This window comes from Paenibacillus sp. FSL R7-277, from assembly GCF_000517965.1.
In the GTDB taxonomy this organism is placed as follows: Bacteria; Bacillota; Bacilli; order Paenibacillales; family Paenibacillaceae; genus Paenibacillus_AQ; species Paenibacillus_AQ silagei.
Genome location: NZ_ASPX01000069.1, coordinates 106,620 through 131,415, shown reverse-complemented (window position 1 = coordinate 131,415; position 24,796 = coordinate 106,620). Strand labels below are relative to the sequence as shown.

Below are 24,796 nucleotides of genomic sequence, written 5' to 3'. Positions count from 1 at the left end.
TCTACCAAGGAACCGCCGTAAGCTCCGGCCACTTCGACTTCCATTTCTGCGTCTTCGCTTCGTAGATCTTCTCGCTGATCAGCGCTTTGTTGGGGCGTAGAATTAATTGAAATAAATCCTCCAGACCAAATGGGGCATAAATCTTCCATTCACCGTTCAGCTCAAGCCTTGCTCCCAGCGAGGTCACTGTAGTCGGCCAGCTGTCGATTGCTGCTTCCAGGGAGAGGTAGGGGTTGATCTCCACACCGAACTTCTGGGGGTACCACAGATGAACTCGGGCCTGATTCTTGAGATCGACCGGGATAGCAATTCCCGCAAAAAGCTTCTTGCCCTTCGCAACCACCTTATCCTCAGCAGCATAACTCAGATCAGCCGCATCATAGTAGATAATATCGATGTCACTAATTCCGTACCCCGGCGCACGCCCGGTAAGCTCATTCCACACCGTTTGCACCAAGCATCCTGCACCTATGTAGTAAGGGAACGGGGTCAAGCCTTGGGCACGCTTGAAAATATCCATTAGCAGTGTATCGCGGGTGAATAGCTCCGTAAGACGATTATACATTTCATAGCAACTATCCATCGCCCAGATCCCCCACACTCCCGCTAGACAGCCCGTACTGCAAAATCAGCTGCGTTCCCTTGCTCCCGCTGCGCCGCAGACCGTGATCCTGAAATCCGGCGCGGAGATATAGCTGACTGGCGGCGGTATTGCGTTCATTCACAGCCAGCACCATCTGTCGGGCTTCAGGGTAATGGCGGCGGACGAAGTCCGGCAGCAGTGCCATCGCTGCTTTGGCGAACCCGCGGCCCTGGCTGGCGCAGTCCATCAGGAAGGCCCGGAGAAGAACTGCTCCTTCGTAGTCCTGGTAGAAATTCGAGATACCTTCACCAGTATGTAGGATGAAGAAGCCCACCGCCCGTTCTCCATGAGCAATAACCACCCCGGCCTTACCGGCATCCTCCCTGAGGTCCTGAAGCGTCTCCTCCGGCAGCCCGGTGAACTGCAACTGCTCCGCCGGAAGCTTAAAGCCAAGTAACTGGTCCTTGAATTGCTCCCCGTGCTCGTCACCGTATCTAAACAATGATATGTGCTGCTCCTGACTCAACTGTATGCCCCCCCATAGGTAACCGACTCCCGCTCATGCTCCCTTGCGGCCGCAACGCCGAATGTGGTCGGTTTTTCGATTACATTTGGCTCACGCGCCCACGGAACGCCGGATGTGTCCGGTTTTTCGCATACATCCGCATCGGCAGGCAGGTGTCCAGTGTAGTCAGGGGCATTCCCCTACAAAGGCAGCGTATAATACTGTGCCCGCTGGCTCTCGTCCTGCTGATACAGGACGACCAGCAGCGTGCGGCCATCGCTTGCCCCGGGGTGCGGACCAGGCAGGGCCACCCCGCTCCCGGCGGCGACCGCCGTTGCAGCCGCCCGGCCTTCACTCCCGCCGCCCCCGGCAACCGCCGGAGGCGATACTTCTGCCTTGATTGCGGCAACTGCTTCACCTTCGCCAGAAGCTCCAACCCCCGCCTCAGCGCCAAGCTCCCCGTCATAGCGCAGCCCGCTGATCGATTCCAGCACCGGATCGAGCCGGAACGGCAGCTCGTCGAGCACGATGAACTTCTGGAGCTCCCGCTCGCTAAGTCCGGCCTCCGCCAGCTTGGCCGAGATCAGCTCCGGCTGACTGGCGATCTGCTTCAGGTGCTTCGCCCACTCCGCTTTATCAAGCACATCGTCCCACCAGATCTTGCGGGGCTTGTACTTGTGGGCGAGGAAGTAGTCCAGCTTCATCAGGCCGGTGACTATGTCCATGGAGGCCGTGCCCCGGTCCGTCAGGAAGTCATGCAGCCGGGTGAACAGATCCTCCAGCTGATGCCCGATCTTCTGCCAGCCCCGCTCTTCCCAGTAGTCACCGAACTCCTGGAAGAAGTCGAACGGAGACGGGAAGACATGGCGGATCAGGTACTTGACCGAATGAGCCAGCCGCTGGCTGTTCCAGTACTTCTCCAGCACATCCTCCAGCCGCTTGAGCCGGATAATATCGGCGAACGGCATCACATGGCTGCTGAGAATTTCGTATGGCGCATGCTCCATATACGTATAGTCATATTTGGCGGCCTGGGCGCGCAGCCCGGTGCCGCGCAGCATTTTGAGAAACCCTAATTGCAGCTCCTCCGGCTCCATGGCAAAGACGTCATTGAAGGTCTTGCGGAAGGTGTCGTAATCCTCCATTGGCAATCCGGCGATCAGATCGAGATGCTGGTCGATGTTGCCGCTGGCCTTGATCTTCATCACAGTGCGCGACAGCTTGGTGAAGTTCTGGCGGCGCTTGACCAGCTCATTGGTCTCGTCATTCGTCGACTGGACGCCGATCTCGAAACGGAAAACGCCCGGAGGGGCGTTCTGCGCCAGGAAATCCAGCACCTCGGGACGCATAATATCAGCGGTAATCTCGAACTGGAACACGCAGCCCTGATGATTATCGATCAGGAACTGGAACATCTCCATCGCATAATTGCGGTTGATATTGAACGTACGGTCCAGGAACTTGATCACCTTGGCCCCGCCCTCAATCAGATAGAGCAGATCGGACTTCACCCGTTCGATATCATAATAACGCACGCCCACCTCAATGCTGGACAGGCAGAATTGGCAGTTGAAGGGACAGCCCCGGCTCGTCTCAAAATACACGATACGCTTGCTAAGCTCCGGCAGATCCTCCGCGAAGCGGTGCGGGGTTGGCAGGGTGTTAAGATCACTTTTGGGACGGGGAGGATTAACGATTAGCTCTTCGCCCTTGCGGTAAGCCGCACCGTATACGAAATGGTACTTGTGTTCATCCCGGATCTCCTGCAGCAGATGGTGGAAGGTCTCTTCCCCGTCACCGTTCACGACAAAGTCCACTCCGGCCTCCCGCTTCATCCAGTAGAGCGGCTCATAGGATACCTCCGGCCCGCCCAGCACAATCTTGACCTCCGGCATGACCTGCTTGAGAATTCCAATCAGCTTGATGGTCTCCTCGATGTTCCAGATGTAACAGGAGAAGCCAATCACATCCGGCTGCTTCTGAAAAAGGTCAGACACGATGTTCATCGCGGGATCTTTGATGGTATATTCCGCCAAAAGGATATCCTCGAACTCATGCTCGCTATACGCCTTCAGCAGCCGGATCGCAAGCGAGGTATGAATATATTTGGCATTTAATGTGGCCAGGATGATTCTCATGCCTTATAACCTTCTTTACATGTCATTTTGAAAAAACTCCAGGAAGGCCTTGCCATACTTCCGGTACTTCACTTCACCGACACCCTTCACCCTCAGCATCTCCGCTTCTGTCTGCGGACAAACCACGCTCATCTCACGCAGCGTCGCATCATTGAAAATGATGTACGACGGCACATGCTCACGCCCCGCCAGCTCGCGGCGGATCAGACGCAGCTGCTCGAACACCGTCTCGTTGACCGCAGACGGTGAAGTATCGCGCGAGCGGCTGCGGTCCCGCGTGCCGGAGGTGACCAGCGTGCGGGCCACGCGCTGGTGCACCTGGCGCTGGCCGCGCAGCACCTCGGCTGCCAGCGGCTGCAGCCGGACCACCGGATACTGGCCTTCGGACAAGGCCAGATATCCTTCCGAGATCAACATATTGATGATCTCGGTAATCTCCTTCTCGCTGCGGCTGGACATAGCGCCGTGAGTCGGCAGCTTCTCGAAGCCGTATTGCAGCACCTTCTGGTTACGTGAGCCCTTCAGCACGGATGAGACCAGCGCCACGCCGTAACGCTCCCGCATCCGGTGGATGCAGGAGAAGATCTTCTGCGCTTCAACGGTGATATCGACCAGCTCACGCTCGTCGGTACAGGAGCTGCAAATCCCGCAGTGATCATCGTCATGACTCTCGCCGAAATAGTCGAGTTGCGCACTGCGCAGGCAGCGGGTGGTATAGCAGTATTCAATCATTTGCTGGAGCTTGCGGTATTCGTTGGCTTTACGTTCCGGGTCCTGCGGGTTCTGCTCAATCAGGAATTTCTGGGTCATGATATCCTGCGCACTGAACAGCAGGATACAATCGCTCGGCTCCCCGTCACGCCCGGCACGTCCCGCCTCTTGAACATAAGCTTCCATGTTCTTCGGCATATTGTAATGGATGACATAACGCACGTTAGACTTGTCGATCCCCATCCCGAAGGCATTCGTGGCGACCATGACGCGGATATCGTCATAGAGGAAGCCTTCCTGGCTGTCCGCCCGCTCCTGGTCGTTCATTCCGGCATGATAGCGCCCGGCGGTGATTCCTGCAGCCTGGAGGCGCTGATAGAGATCATCCACCTCCTTGCGGGTGGCGGCATACACGATGCCCGGCTGATGGGCATGCTGAGCCGCGTAATCCAGCACGAACTCGCGCTTGTTCTCTCCGCGCAGCACGGACATCGCCAGGTTGTCGCGGCCAAGTCCGGTCATGAAGACGCCCGGCTCGCGCAGGCGCAGCAGCCGGACCATATCCTCCATGACCTCCGGGGTAGCCGTAGCGGTGAAGGCCGCCAGAATCGGACGCTGCGGCAGCTGCTCCACGAACGGGGACACTGCCAGATAGCTGGTGCGGAAGTCATGGCCCCACTGCGAGACGCAGTGCGCCTCATCCACAGCTACGCAGGAGATGTTCAGTCCCGCCATCTCCAGGCGGAACCAGTCCAGCTCCAGACGCTCGGGAGCTACATAGAGCAGCTTCAAGTCGCCGCGGCGGGCCGCACGGATGCGCTCATTCACTTCCTTGCCGCTCAGGGTGCTGTTGATATAAGCAGCCGGAATCCCTGCCGTCGTAAGAGCATCCACCTGATCCTTCATCAGGGAGATCAGCGGTGAGACGACCAGGGTAAGCCCCGGCTGCAGCAGCGCCGGAACCTGATAGCAGATGGACTTACCGCCTCCGGTAGGCAGAATGCCCAGCGTATCGCGGCCTTCTAGCAGATTGTTCACAATTTTTTTCTGGCCGTCCCGGAAATCGGGATAACCGTAATATTTTTGCAGCTCGGCCTGGGCCTGCTCCATTAATGATCCTTGCATCTCCATATCTCTTCAAACTCCTTAAGGCTTTCTACCTTTTAGTTTACCGGGCAACCGGCTGCCAAGCAACCGCCTGAAGCAGATATCATAGCACTCCTTCCGGGCCTTACACATAGAAATTACATAAAAACCGTACGATCAAGCAACACTTTATATAGATTCATCCATCTGCCCTATGAAGGAGGTCGCCCGTTTGCAAGACTGGAAAGATAAATATGCCTCCTACATAGATAAGCAACAGTCTTCTTCTACAGAGCAGAAGCCTGCCAGCGGCAGCAGGCTGACAGGAGAGCTGAAGACCGATCTGCCGGAGCTTCAGGCGAGGCTCGGAGAGAACGGCGACCTGGTCGTACGCGACTTCCTGCTCTTCGGGGCTTATCCTGCTGCAATGCTCTTCTTCTCCTCACTCGTGAATATGGAGCAGGTGCGCGAGCATGTACTGAAACCGTTAATGGCCCCGCCTCCAGGGCAGTCTGAGGTCCCGGAGGATACGGGCGGAATGATTCATTATATCTGGAGTACAGCTGTCCAGGTCACTCAAGGCACCACGACTGCCGATCTGTCCGCACTCCCCCAAGCCGCCGTGAAGGGCGACCTGATTCTGCTGATTGATGGAATTCCAGAGGCGCTCCGCATGGAGATGCGCCAGATTGAGATGCGCGGGGTCGAGCAGCCGCAGACGGAGCAGGTCATCCGCGGGCCGCGTGAAGGCTATGTGGAGAAGCTGGAGAACAACCTCTCCCTGCTGCGTTACCGGCTGCAGAGCACGGACTTCCGCATTGAGATCAGCCCGCTCGGAGAGCGCACCCAGTCAAGGGTGGCTCTATGTTACATTGACAGTGTCACTGACAGCAGTCTGGTCGCTGAAGTCATGCGCCGAGTCTCGCTGATTCATACGGACGGCATCCTCGATGCCGGATACATCGAGCAGTTCATCGAAGACCAGCCGCTCTCCCCCTTCCCCCAGGTTCAGAGCACCGAGCGGCCCGACAAGACTGTGGCCGCCCTGCTGGAGGGCCGGGTCGCCATTCTCGTTGATGGATCACCGTTTGCCCTGATTGTTCCCGCCCTCTTCAACCAGTTCTTCCAGACGGTGGATGACTATACGGAACGCTTCATTATGGGCAGCCTGATCCGGATCATCCGGCTGATTGCTTTGGCCTGCTCGCTGTTTTTCCCGGCGTTATATGTGTCTGTCATCTCGTACAACCCCGAACTGCTGCCTACAGATTTCGCTGTGGCGATCTCGGGCGGCCGGGCGGGTGTGCCGTTTCCGGCTGTGCTGGAGGTGCTGATTATGGAGGTATCCATGGAGGTGCTGCGGGAAGCGACGATCCGGCTGCCGCAGATGATCGGCGGGGCATTATCTATTGTAGGCGTCCTCGTCATCGGACAGGCTGCAGTGGGCGCAGGACTCGCCAGCCCGATCACGGTTGTCATTGTGGCTCTGACGACCATCGGCTCGTTCGCCACCCCCGCCTACAATGCAGCGATCGCCCTGCGTATGCTGCGGTTTCCGCTGATCCTTCTGGCCGGTATGTTCGGCCTCTACGGGGTTATGATTGGTACGATTCTGATTCTGAATCATCTGCTCTACCTGGAGTCCTTTGGGGTTCCTTATATGTCCCCTTACATTCCCGGCAAATGGCGTGATCTGAAGGATACGCTGGTGCGGGTGCCGCTCTGGTGGATGCGCCGCCGCCCCAGCTTCCTGCATGTCCGGGATACCGACAGACTGCCCCGCAGTGTACCCACCGCAGAAATTGACCAGATTCTCAGGCAGGGAGATGAGACCGATGAATAATCCGCGCCAGATTACGAGTCTGCGCGCAGCAGCCGTGATCAGCAGCACGATTATCGGAGTGGGCATCCTCAGCTTCCCGCGCTATATGACCGAAGCAGGCAACAGCAGCGCTCCCCTTGTTGCATTCTGCGGCGTACTGTTCTCCTTCATCAGCTACTGGCTGCTGGCCTCTCTCTGCCAGCGGTTTCCGCAGGAGACCCTGTTCGTGTTCAGCCGCCGCCTTATCGGACGCCCGCTTGCTGCTATTTTCACTGTGGTGATTATGCTGCTGTTCATTGTACTCACCGGCCTCACTGTACGCCAGTTCGGGGATGTCGCTACAACTGTGCTGTACAAAAAAACACCGATCGAAGCAACCATCTTCCTGATGCTGCTCATCAGTCTCCTGTCCTCCAGGCGCAACGTTGTGAAGTTCTCCTATATCCACTTCTTCTATCTGCCGCTGATTGTAGGCTCTATTCTGGTCACCATTCTGCTCTCGCTCAAAAATGTGGATATGCTCAATCTGCAACCTGTCCTGATGGCTCCCAGCCTCCAGTTCTGGAAAGGAGCGCAGGAGGCCACCTATCTGTTCCAAAGCTCCTTCGTCATCGTGCTGCTGATTCCATTCATGGAGAAGCCTGGGCATGCCGTCCGTGCGGGGGCTTGGGCCATCTTCCTGTCGGGTGCAATCTACGTGCTGATCGTCATTGCTTCTGTAGGGATATTCGGTTCCGAGGAGACCAAGCTGCTGATCTACCCTACTCTGGAGATGGCCCGTTCGGCGGCCTTTGGCGAGGGATTCCTGGAGCGGCTGGATGCTATCTTCATTATTATCTGGGTCATCTCTGTCTACACGACGATCTACACTACTTATTACATATCTGCCTATCTGCTGCACAAGCTGCTGCGATTCCGCGACCAGCGGATGGCCTCCACGGTCCTGCTGCCGGTGATGTTCATCCTGGCCATGCTGCCCTCAAATGTGTTCGAATCTTACCGGTGGGCCCTTCATCTGGGCAATGCCGGCATGATGCTGATGTTCGGCTACCCGCTGCTGTTATGGACAGTCTATCTGCTCAGACGCCACAAGAAGAAGGTGACCTCATGAAAATACAGCTTCCGCGCACGCTCGCCCTGCTCCTCCTGCTCTCTATAGCCGCCCCGCTGCTCAGCGGATGCTGGGATCAGGTGGAGATTGAGGACCGCGCGCTGGTTCTCGGCCTATCCATTGACAAGATCCCTGCAGACGATGTGCAAAAAGAAGACCGGGTCACTCACATCCATGATAACTCTCTGCCTACGGAGATGATCAGTGTCACCGCTCAGATTGCCGTCCCGGGCAGAGTCCCGCTGGGCCCCGGCACCGGCGGCAGCGCAGGGGAAGGCAAGACTAGTCCTGTCTGGGTAGTCAGCGTGCGCGGCATCTCGCTCGACGATGCCATGAATAATCTGCAGCAGCAGATAGCCGACCCGCGTTATCTGGTTCACCTGCGGATCATCATCATCAGCGAGGAGATTGCCCGGAGCAGTCTCGCCGAGCTGAATGATTATCTGCGGCGCAACCCGGAAATCCGGCGCAGAACCTGGCTGCTCGTCTCCGAGGGCCGCGCGTCCGCCTTCATGGATGTGAACCCGCCGCTGCAGCGTGTGCCTACTCTTTATATTTTGTCCATGATGGAGAAGTCCGTCTCCTCCGGCAAATTCCCCCGGGATTATATCGGCACCTTCTGGTCAGCCGACTCCAGGTGGGGACAAAGCGCCTATCTGCCTTATGTGGCACTTCGCAACAAGGATAATATTCTGATCAAAGGGCTGGCTTATTTCAGCGGCGGCAAGATGGTCAGCAAGACTGCCCCTATAGAGATCGGCGGGTTCATGGCGATGCAGGGGATGGACCCCGGCGGCTATTCCACTCTGCTCCGTACGCAGGAGCTAGGGATTGTCATGACCAAGATCAATGAACGCTTCACCCGCACCCGGAGCTATATCAAGGACGGCAAACCCTATTTGTCCTATGAGATCTTCCTGGAGGGGGATTTGGACGAGCATTACAGTAGTGACATTCCTGTCAATTCCCCGCGAAAGCTGCATGAGATCGAGCGGGATTTCGAGCAGCAGATCCAGACGGTGCTGACCGGACTGGTGAAGCAGACCCAGCAGGACCACTCCGATATTTTTGGCATGGGCGAACAGATCCGAAGCCATCATCCCGCCTACTGGAGGAAGCATATCCACGGCAAAAACGACTGGGAGAGCCTGTACAGCAGTGTTGGTGTAGATATCAGACTAACCCTGCATATCCGCAGAGTGGGCCTCAAGCATGATTAAGCGCCAGCCCGTGCAGGTAACCGCCTATGGAGGAGGAAGCGTATGATCCGATTGCTGGGAAGCCTTGCCGGGATGCTGCTGTTCTCGGCCATGCTCCTGCTGGTTGTAGATATCCGAATTTACAGTAACCGGGGCTGGCTCCGGGAGAAAAAGTACGCAAAGATCATAGCCTGGAGCTATATCCTGCTCTCCCTGATAATCTGTATCGGCCTGCTCCTCTATATCTAGTGCCCCACGTCCCTTCGTAGTATTTCTTCACGGCCCATGGTATATTGAGGAGTAACCTATTAAAGGACGGAGAATGCGGTCATGAATACAAGAAGAACCAGAAATCAGGGGAACAGAACCTCTAACCATAAACAGGGAGCAAGATCCGGAGCCCCGGCCAAGCCGGCAGCTGCACCCAAATCCTATACGGTAGCCGAGCCTGCGGAGCTGCTTGCTTTTCTGCTGAAGACGATTACGAACAAGGGGCGCAACTCGATCAAATCCATGCTCTCCCGCGGACAGGTTGCGGTGAACGGCAAGCCGGTGACGAAGCATAACCATCCGCTCCATCACGGCCAGACCGTGACGATTGACCATGAGAAGCCTGCCGAAACCAAGGAGATGCTCGGGCTGACCATTGTCCATGAGGATGACGATATTATTGTGATCCAGAAGGATGCGGGGCTCCTGTCCATCGCTACCGGTGAAGATAATGAATTGACGGCTTACCGCCAGCTGATGGAGCATGTCCGCCTGAGCAACCCGAAGAACCGCGTCTATGTGGTGCACCGGCTGGACCGTGATACCTCGGGTGTCATGATGTTTGCCCGCAGCGAGGCGATTCAGCAGCAGCTCCAGAACAGCTGGAAGGAGACCGTCAAGGAACGCTCCTACGTGGCTCTGGTGGAAGGCGCCGTTAAGAGATCCGAAGGCACGATCAGCTCCTGGCTGAAGGAGACCTCCACACTGAAGATGTACTCCAGTCCGCATGAGGGAGACGGGCTGCACGCCGTAACCCGCTATAAGCTGATCCAGGCGAACCGCCACTTCTCCCTGCTGGAGGTGCACTTAGAGACCGGACGGAAGAATCAGATCCGTGTCCACATGTCCGACATGGGACATCCGATTGCCGGGGACAAGAAGTACGGCGCTGAGACCAAGGCGGTCGGCCGCCTCGGCCTGCATGCCCGCGTGCTCTCGTTCGTCCATCCGACTACAGGTGAAATTCTAACGTTTGAGAGCGCGATTCCGAAGAGTTTTCTGAAATACACGGCACCGGCACCTACGAACTAATTCCTAAGCTGTGAGTGCCAACAGCAGATCATAATATATTATAGAGAAACGATAGAAGGTGCCGCTCTTGTTCCACCCTACTGTTTTTGACAATATCAAAATCGCCCTGGAGAACCAGATCTACGACTACGATAATCTGGATGGGGTTCTAGTTGTAACTGACCGGTCCGATCTGCTCAATCTCGCGCTGATGTCGCGTGAATTCAGCCTCGCGTTCAAGCTGACCGGAGGCCTGAATGTGACGTCCGAGATTCTGCTCCAGTCCACAGTGAAGGACCTCAGCGATGAGATTCTGGAAACGCCGGGCAGCGATCCGGGATGCAGTCTTTTCTTACGCTTTTATATGGAGATAGAAGATGTGAATGTGCAGTGCCCGGCCATTGAAGAGATTCTGACCCGAATCTGGGGACCCGAATTCCAGCCTGTGCAATCGCTCAGCTTCCGCTATGGACAGACAGACAATACGTACAATAACTGTGTTGAACTGCAATTCAAACGGCAAATTACCGAAGAGCAAATGGAAGACCTTCCGAACCTCCTGAAGTTCATGCTGCAGAGCGCAGAGGAACTGGAAGAGGTATAACGCTATACATGGGGTGAGCTGATAATGAATTTCCTGCCTCCTGCCCGGACGGGCCGCTGGCTGGCATGGTCTGCCGGTTACGCGCTGCTGCTGTGGCTATCGCTGATTCTGCACCGGTATATGTGGTTAGGTGAGCCTTTCAACCTTATTCTTGCCCTACGCTGGGCCATTCTTGCCCTTATCATCTCCGGTATAGTCAACGGGTTCGGCTGGTTGGGTGCGCAGCTTGTGTGGATTTTCTCAACCGCTGGAACTGTGGCGGGGCTCTTCCTGATGTACCTGTACACTTACCGTGAGATGTCGGGCTTCGAGGATCTTGCGGGCTTTCTTTCCTTCGGCCTGTTTACAGCAGGCGGCTTCGCTCTGGGTCTGATCGCCGAGGGCGGCCGGCTGCTGATACACTATTGGCGCACACGCTGATTCCTGTTAGGAGCTGATGACCCTTATGTCCAATTCCCTGCTGACCAAAAATGCGCTCGCCCGCTCGCTCAAAGACCTGATGGAGGAGCTTCCGCTGAACAAAATCTCCGTCCGGCATCTGGTCGAGGATTGCGGCGTGAACCGGCAGACCTTTTATTATCATTTTCAGGATATCTATGATCTGCTGGGCTGGATCTACAGGACGGAGGCTGTCGAGAGCATTGTCCAGTACCGCAGCTACAGCACCTGGACAGACGGTTTCTACCGGATATTCTGCTATATCGGGAACAATAAGGCGTTCTGCAGCAATACCTTGGACTCCCTCGGACGGAGGCATCTGGACGCGTATCTGTATGAGGTGACGAATGATCTCGTTATGGGCGTCATCAACGAGCTGGCCGCGGGGCTGGATGTCGGGACGCCGGATAAGCAGTTCATCGCCAACTTTTACACGCTGGCCTTCACCGGACTGGTCATTCAGTGGATGCAGGACGGGATGAAGGAGCCGCCGGAGCAGATGATCGGGAAGCTGAGCGTCCTGATAGAAGGGAACTTTCTGAAGGCGCTGCATAAATATGAGAACATTGTGTCGTAACCTTAGAGGCTGCGGCTTTTTTTCTGCTCAAAAATGTTACACTTTGTTCCATATGTCCAAATTTTATACAGATCAAGCGCTTTGATGATACCCTCCAGGGCGGGACTGGATTACACTCGGTTCAGGTCCAGTATTCAAGCAAACCTATGGAGGCGGTAATCAGTGAAAAAAGAGTATGGTAACGAGCAGGTATATTTCGTAGGCGGTGGCATTGCATCCCTTGCGGGTGCGGCCTATCTGGTCAGAGACTGCGGTTTTCCCGGACAGAACATTCACATTATTGAAGAAATGAAGATCCTTGGCGGCAGCAATGACGGTGCCGGCGATGCAGAGCATGGATATGTCATTCGCGGCGGCCGGATGCTGAACGATGAGACCTATGAGAACCTGTGGGAGCTATTAAGTACCATTCCGTCCATTGATCAGCCAGGGCTGACGCTACGGCAAGAAATCATTCAATTCGATGAGTCCAATCCAACCCGCGGCCAGGCACGGCTGATCAACAGCAAGGGTGAGGTTCAGGATGTCACCTCCATGGGCTTCGATATGGCAGACCGCCTGGCCCTGGGCAAGCTGATCATGACGCCGGAGCCAGCCATGGGCACCTTGCGGATTAACGACTGGTTCGGACCGCATTTCTTCACGACGAACTTCTGGTACATGTGGGCAACCACCTTTGCTTTCCAGCCTTGGCATAGTGCGGTTGAGTTCAAGCGTTATATGCTCCGCTTCATGCACGAGTTCCCTAGAATTCAAACGCTTGAAGGCGTAACCCGCACTCCATACAACCAATATGATTCCATTATTCTGCCGCTGCATCAATATTTGGAGCCGCTGGGCGTAGATTTTAACTTGAAATGTACGGTAACTGATCTGGAATTCAAAGAAGGCGACGGCATTACTGTGACAGCGATGAAGGTCGTCCGCGATGGCGTGGAGGACACGATCCAGGTTCATGAAGGCGACCGGGTCATTGTGACGAACGGCTCGATGACCGAAGGCGCAAGCCTCGGATCGATGACCTCCGCTCCCGGGCTGAACGGTAAGGGCAGCTCATGGAAGCTGTGGGAGACAATCGCCGCGAAGAAGCCGGGTCTCGGCAATCCTTCTTCCTTCGACGATCATGTGGACGAATCCAAATGGGAATCCTTCACGGTGACCTTCCAGGACTCGAAGTTCTTCGACCTGATGGAGAAGTTCACCCGCAACCGGGCCGGTACCGGCGCACTTGTAACGTTCAAGGATTCCAGTTGGTTCATGTCGGTCGTGCTGGCGTTCCAGCCGCATTTCCGCAATCAGCCGGAGCATGTCAGGGTGTTCTGGGGATATGGCCTGTACCCGGACAAGGTCGGCGATTATGTACACAAAAAAATGTGCGACTGTACCGGCGAGGAGATTATGGAGGAGCTGATCGGACATCTGCACTTCGAGGCGCATAAGGAAGAGATCATGGCTACCGCCAACTGTATTCCTTGCATGATGCCTTATATCACCTCCCAGTTCATGCCGCGCCTGAACAGCGACCGGCCGCAGGTGGTGCCTGAAGGCTCAACCAACCTGGCCTTTATCGGCCAATACTGCGAGATCCCGGACGATATCGTTTTCACGGAAGAATATTCAGTCCGTGCCGCCCGCATCGCCGTCTACACCCTGTTCGGCCTGAACCGTCCGGTAGAGCCGATCAATGCGTACCAGAACAATGTCCGCACACTGTTCTCCAGTCTGGTGACCTCGTTCCGGTAACGGAATGATTCGGTTTCCCGCTCCAGGCCGGTGGTCTTTGTAAGCAAGTGGAAACGGCTTTGCCGTCCTTTTAAAGGACGGTACCGTTTCAGCGAGAAATAGAAGGATAATTTATCGTGTGCAACATATAAATTCTTATATTTGAACAAAAAACCCCCGCTGCATGAATTTCATGCGGCGGGGGTTTGGTGCGTCCATTTGATGCAAACTTGCCAGTCCGGCGCGCCGCTCCAAATGGCCTTTTGGCGCAAATAGCGGAACTGTAGTCCGTAACCAGAATGAATCGTACGTCCCGTCCAGACACAGCTTGCTGCAACGCTTATCTCAAACCTGCCACTGATCGTAATCAGATGCTGCAGGAACCGTCATCGCAGCCGTCAGCAGACGGTGCAGCCCCGGACTTCGGCTGGCCGACCACCTGAAGCTCTGGACCCTTCTGTTCCTCCGCCCATACCGTGTCCAGCACCTCAGTAAAGACCGGACCCGGCTGTGCGCCAGATACGGCGTACTTATTATTGAAGACGAAGAAGGGAACGCCAGTGATGTTCAGCTGCCGGGCAGCTTCAATGTCAGCCTCAACCTGGTCGCCGTAAGCCTCACTGTCGAGCACCGCAGCCACTTCAGCCTGATCCAATCCGGCCTCCGCAGCCAGCTCAGCCAGCACTTTACGGTCACCTACATTCAGTGTATCGGTGAAATAAGCACGCAGCAGCCGTTCGGTCATCTGCGGAGCCTTGCCCTGAGTAGCGGCATAGTGGCTCAAGCGGTGAGCGTCAAAGGTATTCGTGGACTGAATCGTATCGAAATTGAACTCCAGACCCACACCCTGCGCCTGCTCGGCCAGCTGTGCGTTCATCTCCTTGGCCTTGTCACGGGTCATACCGTATTTGCCGGCCAGCAGCTCATGGATATCTCTCGTCTCATCGGTGCGTGCATTCGGGTCCAGCTGGAAGCTGCGGAATACGACCTCCACCTGGTCACGGCCCGGGAATTGGCTCAGCGCGTGCTCCAGCCGTCTTTTGCCGATATAGCAGAACGGGCAGGCATAATCAGACCATATATCTATTCTCATGGGAATTCCTCCTGAATGGTAATGGTATTGGTATTGCATTTCACTTACTATTATATAGTTAAAAACCGAAAATTACAAACAAACTTTCTGAACGGCCACTTCCCATTGAATGTCCCATACATTCTCTTCCCTGCCGGCTTCCGGGAGAAAAGTAAACGAAAGAGGTATATACGTACGCCCGGCCGGGCAGGTAAAATTAGAGCAACATCTCTCTAATTCAAAGCGGACGGTCTATGGCGTCCCGAAAGGAGTCAGCGGCATGCATGACCTGTCTATAGTCATTCCCACGCGTAACCGGATCAGCGATCTGACCCTCTGCATTGAGTCCATCGGCGCGCAAAGCGGGCTGGAGAATGTCTCCATCGAACTGCTGATCGTGGACGACGGTGAGATCGAAGAGCGGGTGCTGGAATATTTCCGTGAGGTGCTCGGGCGTCTTCCGGATGCCAGCCTACGTTATTACCGCAAAACCAAGCCCGGCGTCTGGCTCTCCCGCTATGAGGCCCTCGGGCTCATCGACGGGGAGATTCTGCTCAGCTTCGATGACGATGCGGAGCTGGACGATCCGCTCTATATCCGCCGGTTGCTCGACACCTACGCCTCAGATCCGTCCATTGCCGGAGTCGGCGGAATCGCCAAGGGTCTCTCCAGCAGTAAATCAGGCAAGCTGCTCGGCAGGCTCACCTGTCAAATGTCGGCTTCGCCAGGCAGACTGTCGGCCAGCACACTGGCCGGGTCTCTTCTCTTATGGGGGGAGACCGAGAATATTTTTGAGACGGATTTCTTCCACGGCTGCAATATGTCCTTCCGCAGCTCGGCATTGCGGGATATGAAGCCGTACCCCTGGATGACCAGCTATGCAGTAGCGGACGATATCTATATGTGCCATCTGGCGAGCAGATACGGCAAGCTCGTGATTAACCCGGAGCTGAAAATCATGCATCATGAATCGCCCAGCTCTCGCGACAAGGCAGGCCGGGTCGCCCGGGCGACCGCAGTCAACCATTATTATCTGCTGAATCTGCGCAAAGCACCCGTGAAGAATTATGCAGCTCTGCTCTGGACCTTGTCTTACCTCGCCGTCAAGTCTACGCTCAAGCGGAACTTCAATGCCGTCTCCGGCTACGCCAGTGGTATCCTCTTCATCCTCAACCCCCGCAAGAACAAGTACAGGGAATTCATGCTGGATTAGGTACAGCATTCCGCGAAGAACCGCTAGTGCGCACAGAACCAAACAGTTTAAGGATGCTGGGGGCCCTGTGCCCCATACATCCGGTTCATACACCCTCTGGTCAGTACATTAGACAAAAGGTGCCACAGGCGGCTGCTTCAATGCGGCCTCTGTGGCACCCTTATATTATTCTTAAGCCGTATAGCCAAAGCCCAGGATCGTGAAGCTCTTGTCCTGATCCTCCGGCGCCATCTGGATCTCCACCATATGCTCCCCGCTCTGCTCATTGTTGTATAGAATCACAGCGTTGCAGTGCGTCCAGCTATTCACATGCGGATCTGCCGTCAGAACCAGCTTGCCGTCCACATAGACCTCCGCCTTGCCTACATCCGGGCTGCCCGAATCCTTGAAGACCAGGATCAGATTCTTGCTGGTGATTGTCAGCCTGAAGCGATCCTCACCGGACGCAGCCGTGTGCATCCAGTTATGCGGGAATTGCGGAGTGCCGAACGGATTGGCATCCATCTCCACCTGCTGCAGCTCCTCATCCGTACCGTGGAAGCCGCCTGCTTCAATAGCAATCGCAGTACCTGCGCTGCCCAGATCACTTATACGGTCCAGCAGCCGGACATGGGCAAAATCATTGCCGAGCTCAGGCGGTCCCGCCAGTATACCCTGCTCCTTTTCATCCAATCCCATCCGGTCGGTCTCGGCGAAAAGGTAGCCCAGGGAGTCCGCCATTACGCGGTGCCCGTCATTCGTGGGGTGATAGATATCGTAGAAAAATTGCCGTTTGGAGATGATATTCCCTTCGGACTTGCTCAGCCGGAACTGCTCTGTTACTGCATCCTTGACACTAACCATAGGGAGATTATAGCGTCTGCCTACCGGGGAGAGGCGGTCCTGCAGGTTCCAGTCATTCACGAAGACACTGAACAGCAGAATAACGGCAGGCTGGTTCGGCGCAGACAGGATTTTGAGACAAAGACTCTCGAAGCAGTTGCCCTTCGTCTCGTCCCCTTCATCATTCACGGCAAATTCCACCACTACGATGTCGGGAGCGGCTGCACCATCCCTCAGCACATCCCGCTCATAGCGGATCATCCCAAGCTCAGAGGGCGTCCCGCCAACCCCGGCCTTGATGAAATGAATATTCTCTCCACCCTCCTTGCCGAATAGCTCCTTAAATCTCAAGTACGACTGATAGGCATAGCATTCCGTATGAATGGGCTTAGCTCCGGCCCCCTGTGTGATGGACCCGCCAATATAAGCAATCGTCACATCCTCTCCGCTTGCAGCCTTGTCCATAGCCCGCTTCAGCCGCCGGTTATTGCCCGCATACAGCAGAGACTTCGCAATCATCGCGCGGTAAGCAGACGACTCGAAGTCTACAGAAGGTTCCGCTGTCAGCTCAGGCGCCGTGTACCCGTCATTCAGGTAGAGAACGATGCTCGCTGTCGCCAGTTTACCCTCGTTGTTGAATTCAAAGGCATATTTGCCGGGAGCCACATCCTCCTCAGACCACTCGTGCTCCTCCAGCTTCACTAGGATTTCCGTTCCATCGCCCGGGCAGGGGACCCGCAGCTGCGTGCCGGTCTCATACTTGCTGGTTCTGCCCCAATTCTGCATAAGAAAAGTGACTGCTCCCCCTTCTTCCGCCGTCTTCACGGACACTCCAATGCTGTGCACCAGCTTGCGGAAGCCAGTCCAGTCTCTAAGCATCGCCAGCATCTGCTCATCCGTAACCCCGCCTATGTATTTGGCCTTATCGATCAGATAATTGCCTTCCAGATAGACCTCCTGTGAGGGCTTGCCCTCCGCCCGGGCGGTTGCCTCAATCGCCGTTTCGAACATGACGAAGAAGCCGTTACGGCGCTCCACTGGATCTTGGGGTGCCGCCGGACCCTCCTGCCCGCCAAGCCCGATACCGCTGTTATACTCTTCCATAACCATCAGCCTCACTTTGTCTGAAGGCGCTCTCATCCATCTGGAACAGGACAGCAGTACCCCGCCGCCTTGCTCTGTCTTGACTTCAGCTGCGCCATAATCGTCTTCATTAACGCTTTCATTATAGCCCGGGGTGCCGGAACAGCTCAACGTACAATCTGAAGCTCTGTTTAGTTATTACAACAATTCGCTAGTTTGCCTCTATTGCAGTATTCCGGTGGAGATGAACAGAATCATATGCTCTTTGATCTTGTCCTGATCCAGCGGCTCATGGGATTTGTTCCATTCCGTGGTCAGAGCCAGATACATCCGCAGAATCATAAACGCCGCCACACTGGCATCGCAAGGCTTCACTTCCCCGCTCTCGATGGCCTCCTCAATCTGCTGCTGCAGGAAGTCCAGCGCGTAGCCCTCCATCCGCTTCACGCCTTCGAACGCCTGGGCCGTACCGATATCCCGTACCTCCTGGGCCAGCTTGACGAACAGCTCATGGTCCAGGCGGAATTCCAGAATGGAGTCCAGCAGATTAAGCAGCTTATGTACGAAGGAAGTTTGCTGCGCAGCCACACGGCTCATCACCGATGTTAATTCAGAGGTCGCCTTGTCCAGAATTTCCTCGAACAGTTCTTCCTTGGTTTTGAAAAAGGTATAGATCGTGCCTTTGCCCACATTGGCAATTCTGGATACCTGATCCATAGTCGTAGCTTTATAACCAAATTGAACAAAGGACAGGGTTGCTGCCTGCAGGATTAATGCTTTACGGTCAATGGACATGGGTAACACTCCATTCTCTAGAATACAAATTGACTAGAATTTATTTCCGGTCATTAATTACCACCCAATTTACCACGCCACCGGGAAGAAGACAATATTTTCATCAAAATATCACCGGATTCGGCACTCCGCAAGCCGCTCTTCTGCACAAAATGTCACCAAATGAGTATCCATTGCCGTTCTTTCTGGGGTATGATAGTAAAGATGCAACCACGAAACTAATTGTATGGATGGTGGAATATGTCTGAAATCAAAAAAACATCTAAGAACAAAAAAACCGTTGTAATTCTGGCCGCTCTAGTCGTTATTATCACTGCGGCTGTGGTAATCTGGCTTACAATGGGTAACAAGAGTGAAGACAGCCCTGCTGCTACCGGAACCCCTGGCGCTACTGCCTCCAAAGACGGCGATACGAAGTCCCTGGAGCAGACGTTTTATATTTATGATACGGTTGTGAATATCAAGGTGTTCGGCAATACGGTAGAGCAGAAGAACATGGATGATATTCAGGCTATGCTGGAACGGATGGATATCGAGTTCAGCCGCACCAAGACGAACGGGGAATTGTACGCGGTGAATCAAGCCGCCGGCAAAGAAGCCGTTGCTGTGTCTGATGAAACACTGGATATCGTGAAGCTCTCCCTCAAATATGCTGAGGAAATGGACGGGCTGTATGATCCGACGGTTGGCCCGCTTGTGGATCTATGGGCGATCGGCGAAGGCGGGGAGCATGTGCCTGACCAGGCGGCGATCGACAAGGCCCGGAGTCTGGTCAATTACAAGGATGTGATTGTTGATGAGGCTGCGAAGACGGTCAAGCTGGCCAAAGAAGGCATGGTGCTGGACATGGGCGGAATCGGCAAAGGCTATGCGGCTGACCGGATCGCCGACTATCTCAAGGCTCAGGGCCTGAACAGCGCAATGATCAATCTCGGCGGCAGCAGCATTATCGCCCTTGGCAACAAGCCGAACGGCTCCCAGTGGAATATCGGCCTGCAGGACCCCGATCAGAGCCGGGGCACCCAGCTGGGCACGATTAAGATTACCGATGAGGTCATTGATGCTTCCGGGGTATATGAGCGCTTCTTCATGCAGGACGGGGTGCGTTACCACCATATCCTCGATCCGCGTACAGGCTTCCCTTCCCAGAACGGGCTGAAGAGTATCACAATCATGAGCCCCAACGCGACAGACGCGGACGCTCTTTCCACCGGTGTGTTCCTCATGGGCCTGGAAGAAGGCATGAAATATCTCGAAGCGCTGCCGGAGAAGGTGGAGGCCTTCTTCATTACAGACGACAACAAGATCTATGCCACCTCTGAGCTGAAGAAACGGCTGAATCTGACCGATTCGACTTATAGCTTCGCTAATTAATAGTCTGTGGTGCGGGAGATTCGGAAACGTAGCGGATGAGGAGCTGAAGATAACCAGGCTCAACTTAGCCATGGATCTGGTAGCTTAACTATTATAGCTGATCCGATGAACAACAACAGTAAAAGGTGCCTTCCTTTGGCGGAGGGCACCTTTATTTGTGTTACTGACTACCATCTACTGAAGGCCGCATTCACCAGCAGCCCCTCATTCCATTGTGTTCGGGTTATCGCATACATTTGGCCCGGTCGGTGTGATTCAAGCAGATTTTACTTTCAATTATCCGTTTCGCCAACTTCTGGATGACTCAATGGGATTTTTCCCTTTAAATTATCCACTTCGCCTACTTCCGGGCGATTCAATGGGATTTTTCCCTTTAAATTATCCACTTCGCCTGCTTCCGGGCGATTCAATGGGATTTTTCCCTTTAAATTGTCCGTTTCACCTACTTCAGGGCGATTTAATGGGAGATATCCCTTTCAGCGCTCCAAAGAGAATGGGCCGCTGAAGCACCGGCCGGAAGCAAGGCTTCACACCAGCGGCAGCTCGCTGAACTCCTTATAATTCTTGAAAATATAGCTCGGCGCATGGTCCGTGCCCGGCTGCCGCCCGCGCGGATTGTACCAGCATACCTTCCAGCCTGCCGCCAGCGCGCCTACTACATCGTTGGCCCAGGTATCGCCCACATAAAGGCTGTTCTCCGGTGTAGTTCCCGTCACCCTGTTGACATGAGCGAAGATGGCCGGGTCCGGCTTCGCCAGACCGACCGCATCCGAGATGAAGATCATCTCCGGGGGAATGATCCGGTCGATGCCCAGCCCGCGCAGCTTGCCCATCTGGTGCTCCTGCGGGCCGTTGGTGATAATGCCTACCGGATGGCCCAGGCTAATGAACCGCTGAAGCTGCTCTGCTACGCCGTCAATCATCTCAATCGTGTACTGGCGGGCAATATAGGAGGCCTGTATCTGCACCGCCTGCTCCCGGTTGAGCGGCAACCCATATTCGGCAAAAGCCAGCTCCAGCCGCAGCACCCGTGTCTCCTCCAGCTCCATCTCCCCGCGCAGATACTTCGGCCACAGCAAGTCGCTGTGATGCCTTACCGTGTAGAACAGCTCCGCATAATCCAGCTTGTCCTCCTCAGGGGCCAGCACCTCACGTACAGCTTCCCTGAAGGGGACCAGGTGGTCATATAGTGTATCATCCAGATCAAAAAATACAGCCAGCTTACTGCTTGTCTCCACCACTATAACTCTCCTAACTATATCTTCAGAAATATAAATGATAAGTGAAAAAGCTCTCGTCCCGCTCATAACCCTGAGCTTCGTATAGACGCTGTGCACCGGTATTGGTTGTCATGGTGGATAGCGTCAAACCCTTGGCGCCTGTCCCCTGCGCGAATCCCTTCACGCCTTCAAGCAGCAGTGAGCCCAGTCCCTGTCCCCGCTGCTCCTGCGTCACAAACAGATCATTCAGTATCCACACCGGCTGAACCGTAATGGAAGAGAATGAGGGATACAGCTGCGCTATCCCATAGATCCGCCTGTCTTCACCTTCACCGGCAACAGCCATGAAGACAACAGACTCTCCGTTCTCCAGTCTTGTCTGCAGGAATTCCCTGGCGGCTTCCCTGTCCGGCTGCTGGCCGTAGAAGCTGCGGTATTCATCGAACAGCGGTACAAGCTCCTCCACATCCTCAAGACCTGCCCGTTCAAAACGATAATTCAACAAAGGTAATCCCCCTTATTCCCTGGAATCATAAAAGACATGACGGGCGGTAATCTTACCATCCTCAATATCCATCAGGCCGAAGGAATATTGCTTCTCCCTGCGTTTGTCCGTGGGCGATCCGGGGTTGAACAGCAGAATCCCGTTCTCCCGGCGCATCAGCGGCTGATGGGAATGCCCGAAGAGAATGCAATCTACGTCCTGGCCTTCAAAAGCGAGCAGCGCATTACCGTCCGTCCCTTTGCGGGAATACGGAGCGTGTCCGTGAATCATTCCGATGCGCATGCCTTCAAGCGTAAGGATCTTGCTCTCGCCGAAGCGCTCAATAATCTCATAGCCATCGTTGTTCCCGGCAATCCCCTCTACCGGAGCAAGCTCGGCGAGCATATCGTAAATCTCCGGCGACACCCAGTCGCCCAAATGCAGAATGATATCCACCTGGCGAAATTCCTTCATAAGCACGGACGGCAGCCCCTTGGCCCGGCTTGAGAGATGTGTATCCGATACCACTCCAATCTTCATCTGCATTCTCCTCCTTATTCAAAATGGCTAAGAAGCGCGGTAAACTGCGATTCCCAGCCATTTTTATGTTCAAATCCAAGTTTACGTTCTATCATTGTACGATGCCCTGAAGAGGGAATGCAAGCGGGAGGCCCGGCGTCTGCCACCGCTTCGACTTGCCCGGAAGGACACTTTTCTTCTACATATTAGAGCCTTACGGACGGTCGGAATACGGGCTCAAGGCGGTCACCGCCATCTGATGCTGACTTGTATCTGCCGGGGAGCGCAGTTAGCTGCGGTTCTTAGCCATTTTCATATACTGAAATCCTCACTCCGTCCAGTTCCACAGCCGCACTTCACCCACCTGGAGGTGACTCACCCATGAAGCCTCGCGCAGCTTCAGCAGCTCCTTGACCGGTCCAGTGACAACGGCTCCGTAGAGCTTCACCCCGTTCTGCTCCAGATAGGCCACGGAGGTGTCTAACTGTTCGATATACACCGCTCTGCCCGCGAGTGTCTGATGCTGCTGCAGCAGCTTAAGGGTCTTGATGAAATTGGCATCTCGTAGTTCTCCGCTCCCGTATGCCTCAACGGAAGGCGACACGCTGCTGTAGGAGGATACGGAGCTGAACCAGCCTGTTTTTTCCTTGGTGACCTCTGATCTCTTCATATCATCCTTATGCCAGATAGGATAATAGGGGAAGCCAAGCGGGTGTACGATCGCATCGTTCTCCCTCGTTGAAGGTCCGGCATCCGCCCCGAACCAGACAGGCTGAAGGTTCAGCGGCTCCAGCTGCTTCAGGAGTTCATCTGTGGTATATAAATGGCCGAGTGACAGATACGCCTCAGCAACCGTACCTTCAGAAAGCTTCGCAAGCCTCTTCCACTGGTCATTATCATCCCCTCCAACGGCGCCGCCCTTCGCAGACGGATAATAGAACACTTTTCCAGACCCGTTCCGCTCATCCATCCAATTATATATACCATTATTGGCCAGTCCCAGAAGGAAATTCTGTGAATAATTACCGACCTGAATGCTCTCGCTGCCCACCTGCTTCAGCATATTCCCGGATAACTCCATCCGGAAAAAATAATGTGCATCCGATGACAGCCGCACCGTGGTGTTGGGGCGGGTAACGGCAATCGCTGATTCTACCACATCACGGTAAGTGTCACCCCGGTCTCCGGTGTTGTAGAAGACTACTGTGATAATACTGCTAATGACCGTAAAGATCAGGAACGCCGAAAATACAGTAAGTGTATTGTTAATCCGCGCCTTCCATTTGCCCCGGCGAATAATGGACTTCTCTCTTCGCTTCTTTTTCGCCTTCTTGAACCCTGGTGCTGCGCTTCCTTGCGGGTCCGTCTTGGTCCAACTCCCGGTGACCTGCCCGTCCTGCTCCTCCTGCTCCATCTGTTCCTCCAGATACAACTGATACGCTTCAAGCTTCGCCAGCTCACTCTCCAGCTCCTCACGCTCTTCCTCCGGGAGGGTACCCTCGCTGTATTGGCGCAGCTTCTCTTTGAATTCCTCACTCATGCTCATTCCTCCTCCGATCCGCCTCACGCAGCTTCTGCCTGGCGCGGAATATGAGTATCTTGTATTGGGACAAGCCCACCTCCATAATGCCAGCAGCTTCCTTATAGCTCAGCCCGTGCACATCGTGCAGCAGCAGGGCATGGCGCTGCCCCTCCGGCAACAGGCTAAGCGCCCGCGCCGCTTCCTCCCACCGTTCCTGCCTGAGCAAGGTGCCCTCCGTAGTCTCCGGGTGGGGCAGGCTGCTGAAATAAGCGCCTTCCTTCGCCACGCTCCGCTTCTCCTTGCGCGTATAATCCACGAATGCATTATATGCGACCCGGAACAGCCACGGCTTAACCCTTTCCTCCCGGCAATCCTCCAGATACAGATACGCCCGGTAAAAGGTATCCTGCATCAAATCTTCAGCCGCATGATGGTCCTGGCAGAGGGAGCGCAGATAGCGGTAGATGTCGTCAACATAATGTTCATATAGTTCATCCAGCGAATTTGGCTCCATCTCCTCCCCCCTTACTCCATCCACGTATGAGAATGCGAAAAGTTACACCTCTGTACGAAATTTCCTGAAATCATCCATTTTGTTCGCAAGCAAAGTCCATCTTCCCCGGAGGGCGGTGGTGCGGGATCCGCTAGGGTGCAATGGGCCGAGATGCGATGGTGCAGGGAGCGACGTGCAGGGGGCGCGATGTGCGGGGGGCGTGTGCGGGGGGCGAACCCCGCCACTCCCGTTGCGGACTGGAGATCCCTTATTTGGCCGGAACACAGCATTTCGCATGCCTGGCGGACTCAGATGCCGTTAAGCCCCCTCTCCGGCCTCCGTTTACGCTCCACAATACAATATAGGGGCTCCTGAGTCCGATACGAGCAGAAAAGCCGTCTTTTTCGCCAAATAACGTCCTC

General features: G+C 55.0%; 24 protein-coding genes. 11 read left to right on the top strand and 13 right to left on the bottom strand.

What is annotated here, in order from left to right; all coding sequences use genetic code 11:
* Position 1 precedes the first annotated feature (1 nt).
* The 4 genes from C173_RS19820 to recQ all read right to left on the bottom strand — a co-directional run bounded on the left by C173_RS19820 (position 2) and on the right by recQ (position 5,068).
* Positions 2-583, bottom strand: a complete 582-nt coding sequence (locus C173_RS19820; RefSeq protein ID WP_036727642.1) for a nucleotidyltransferase family protein — start codon at positions 581-583, stop codon at positions 2-4.
* Entirely contained in the window at positions 576-1,085 is a 510-nt protein-coding gene (locus C173_RS19815; RefSeq protein ID WP_235191962.1) for a GNAT family N-acetyltransferase, read from the bottom strand. Before C173_RS19815 ends, C173_RS19820 begins: the two co-directional genes overlap by 8 nt.
* Before the next feature lie 203 nt (positions 1,086-1,288).
* A complete protein-coding gene (locus C173_RS19810) occupies positions 1,289-3,226 on the bottom strand; it encodes a B12-binding domain-containing radical SAM protein (RefSeq protein ID WP_036727640.1) in 1,938 nt (645 codons plus the stop codon).
* A gap of 15 nt (positions 3,227-3,241) precedes the next feature.
* On the bottom strand, positions 3,242-5,068 hold the full coding sequence (gene recQ, locus C173_RS19805) for a DNA helicase RecQ (RefSeq protein WP_036727639.1): 1,827 nt from the start codon (positions 5,066-5,068) through the stop codon (positions 3,242-3,244).
* Between the two features lie 187 nt (positions 5,069-5,255).
* On the opposite strand from recQ, the gene C173_RS19800 reads away from it, so the two are divergent.
* The 9 genes from C173_RS19800 (at position 5,256) to C173_RS19760 (ending at position 13,798) form a co-directional block, all read left to right on the top strand.
* Positions 5,256-6,866, top strand: a complete 1,611-nt coding sequence (locus C173_RS19800) for a spore germination protein (protein WP_235191961.1) — start codon at positions 5,256-5,258, stop codon at positions 6,864-6,866.
* Positions 6,859-7,956 carry a GerAB/ArcD/ProY family transporter gene (locus tag C173_RS19795; RefSeq protein ID WP_036727638.1) on the top strand — a complete coding sequence of 366 codons (1,098 nt, stop codon included), beginning with the start codon at positions 6,859-6,861 and terminating at the stop codon, positions 7,954-7,956. Before C173_RS19800 ends, C173_RS19795 begins: the two co-directional genes overlap by 8 nt.
* Positions 7,953-9,176 (top strand): Ger(x)C family spore germination protein, encoded by a 1,224-nt coding sequence (locus C173_RS19790; protein ID WP_036727636.1) that lies wholly within the window; start codon positions 7,953-7,955, stop codon positions 9,174-9,176. Before C173_RS19795 ends, C173_RS19790 begins: the two co-directional genes overlap by 4 nt.
* Positions 9,177-9,218: 42 nt before the next feature.
* Positions 9,219-9,404 carry a CLC_0170 family protein gene (locus C173_RS19785; RefSeq protein WP_036727634.1) on the top strand — a complete coding sequence of 62 codons (186 nt, stop codon included), beginning with the start codon at positions 9,219-9,221 and terminating at the stop codon, positions 9,402-9,404.
* An 81-nt stretch (positions 9,405-9,485) separates the two neighbouring features.
* Entirely contained in the window at positions 9,486-10,457 is a 972-nt protein-coding gene (locus C173_RS19780) for an RluA family pseudouridine synthase (RefSeq protein ID WP_036727632.1), read from the top strand.
* 67 nt (positions 10,458-10,524) lie between these two features.
* Positions 10,525-11,040 (top strand): hypothetical protein, encoded by a 516-nt coding sequence (locus C173_RS19775; RefSeq protein ID WP_036727630.1) that lies wholly within the window; start codon positions 10,525-10,527, stop codon positions 11,038-11,040.
* A gap of 24 nt (positions 11,041-11,064) precedes the next feature.
* Positions 11,065-11,460 (top strand): hypothetical protein, encoded by a 396-nt coding sequence (locus C173_RS19770; protein ID WP_036727629.1) that lies wholly within the window; start codon positions 11,065-11,067, stop codon positions 11,458-11,460.
* A gap of 25 nt (positions 11,461-11,485) precedes the next feature.
* Positions 11,486-12,055, top strand: coding sequence for a TetR/AcrR family transcriptional regulator (locus C173_RS19765; protein WP_036727627.1), 570 nt, complete (start codon positions 11,486-11,488; stop codon positions 12,053-12,055).
* Between the two features lie 162 nt (positions 12,056-12,217).
* Entirely contained in the window at positions 12,218-13,798 is a 1,581-nt protein-coding gene (locus C173_RS19760) for an oleate hydratase (protein ID WP_036727626.1), read from the top strand.
* Positions 13,799-14,144: 346 nt separating this feature from the next.
* Here the strand turns inward: C173_RS19760 and C173_RS19755 are convergent, their stop codons facing one another.
* The gene (locus C173_RS19755; RefSeq protein ID WP_036727624.1) at positions 14,145-14,870 is read right to left on the bottom strand and encodes a DsbA family oxidoreductase; all 726 of its coding nucleotides are present in this window, start codon (positions 14,868-14,870) and stop codon (positions 14,145-14,147) included.
* Positions 14,871-15,129: 259 nt separating this feature from the next.
* Between C173_RS19755 and C173_RS19750 the strand changes: the two genes are divergently transcribed.
* Entirely contained in the window at positions 15,130-16,062 is a 933-nt protein-coding gene (locus C173_RS19750) for a glycosyltransferase family 2 protein (protein WP_036727623.1), read from the top strand.
* Between the two features lie 171 nt (positions 16,063-16,233).
* Here C173_RS19750 and C173_RS19745 read toward each other — a convergent pair whose 3' ends face one another.
* A complete protein-coding gene (locus tag C173_RS19745; RefSeq protein ID WP_051478231.1) occupies positions 16,234-17,988 on the bottom strand; it encodes an SGNH/GDSL hydrolase family protein in 1,755 nt (584 codons plus the stop codon).
* Positions 17,989-18,189: 201 nt separating this feature from the next.
* Positions 18,190-18,762, bottom strand: coding sequence for a TetR/AcrR family transcriptional regulator (locus tag C173_RS19740; protein WP_036727621.1), 573 nt, complete (start codon positions 18,760-18,762; stop codon positions 18,190-18,192).
* A 240-nt stretch (positions 18,763-19,002) separates the two neighbouring features.
* Between C173_RS19740 and C173_RS19735 the strand changes: the two genes are divergently transcribed.
* A complete protein-coding gene (locus C173_RS19735; protein WP_036727620.1) occupies positions 19,003-20,136 on the top strand; it encodes an FAD:protein FMN transferase in 1,134 nt (377 codons plus the stop codon).
* A gap of 272 nt (positions 20,137-20,408) precedes the next feature.
* Here the strand turns inward: C173_RS19735 and C173_RS34270 are convergent, their stop codons facing one another.
* The 6 genes from C173_RS34270 to C173_RS19710 form a co-directional block, all read right to left on the bottom strand.
* Positions 20,409-20,546 (bottom strand): hypothetical protein, encoded by a 138-nt coding sequence (locus tag C173_RS34270; RefSeq protein ID WP_155991583.1) that lies wholly within the window; start codon positions 20,544-20,546, stop codon positions 20,409-20,411.
* A gap of 117 nt (positions 20,547-20,663) precedes the next feature.
* Positions 20,664-21,374: an HAD family hydrolase gene (locus C173_RS19730; protein ID WP_235191959.1), complete on the bottom strand. Its 711-nt coding sequence runs from the start codon at positions 21,372-21,374 to the stop codon at positions 20,664-20,666.
* Between the two features lie 25 nt (positions 21,375-21,399).
* On the bottom strand, positions 21,400-21,861 hold the full coding sequence (locus C173_RS19725; RefSeq protein WP_051478190.1) for a GNAT family N-acetyltransferase: 462 nt from the start codon (positions 21,859-21,861) through the stop codon (positions 21,400-21,402).
* A 12-nt stretch (positions 21,862-21,873) separates the two neighbouring features.
* On the bottom strand, positions 21,874-22,380 hold the full coding sequence (locus C173_RS19720) for a metallophosphoesterase family protein (RefSeq protein WP_036727618.1): 507 nt from the start codon (positions 22,378-22,380) through the stop codon (positions 21,874-21,876).
* Positions 22,381-22,687: 307 nt separating this feature from the next.
* The gene (locus tag C173_RS19715) at positions 22,688-23,899 is read right to left on the bottom strand and encodes an anti-sigma factor (RefSeq protein WP_036727617.1); all 1,212 of its coding nucleotides are present in this window, start codon (positions 23,897-23,899) and stop codon (positions 22,688-22,690) included.
* The gene (locus C173_RS19710; RefSeq protein WP_036727615.1) at positions 23,892-24,395 is read right to left on the bottom strand and encodes a sigma-70 family RNA polymerase sigma factor; all 504 of its coding nucleotides are present in this window, start codon (positions 24,393-24,395) and stop codon (positions 23,892-23,894) included. Before C173_RS19710 ends, C173_RS19715 begins: the two co-directional genes overlap by 8 nt.
* Between the last annotated feature and the right edge of the window lie 401 nt (positions 24,396-24,796).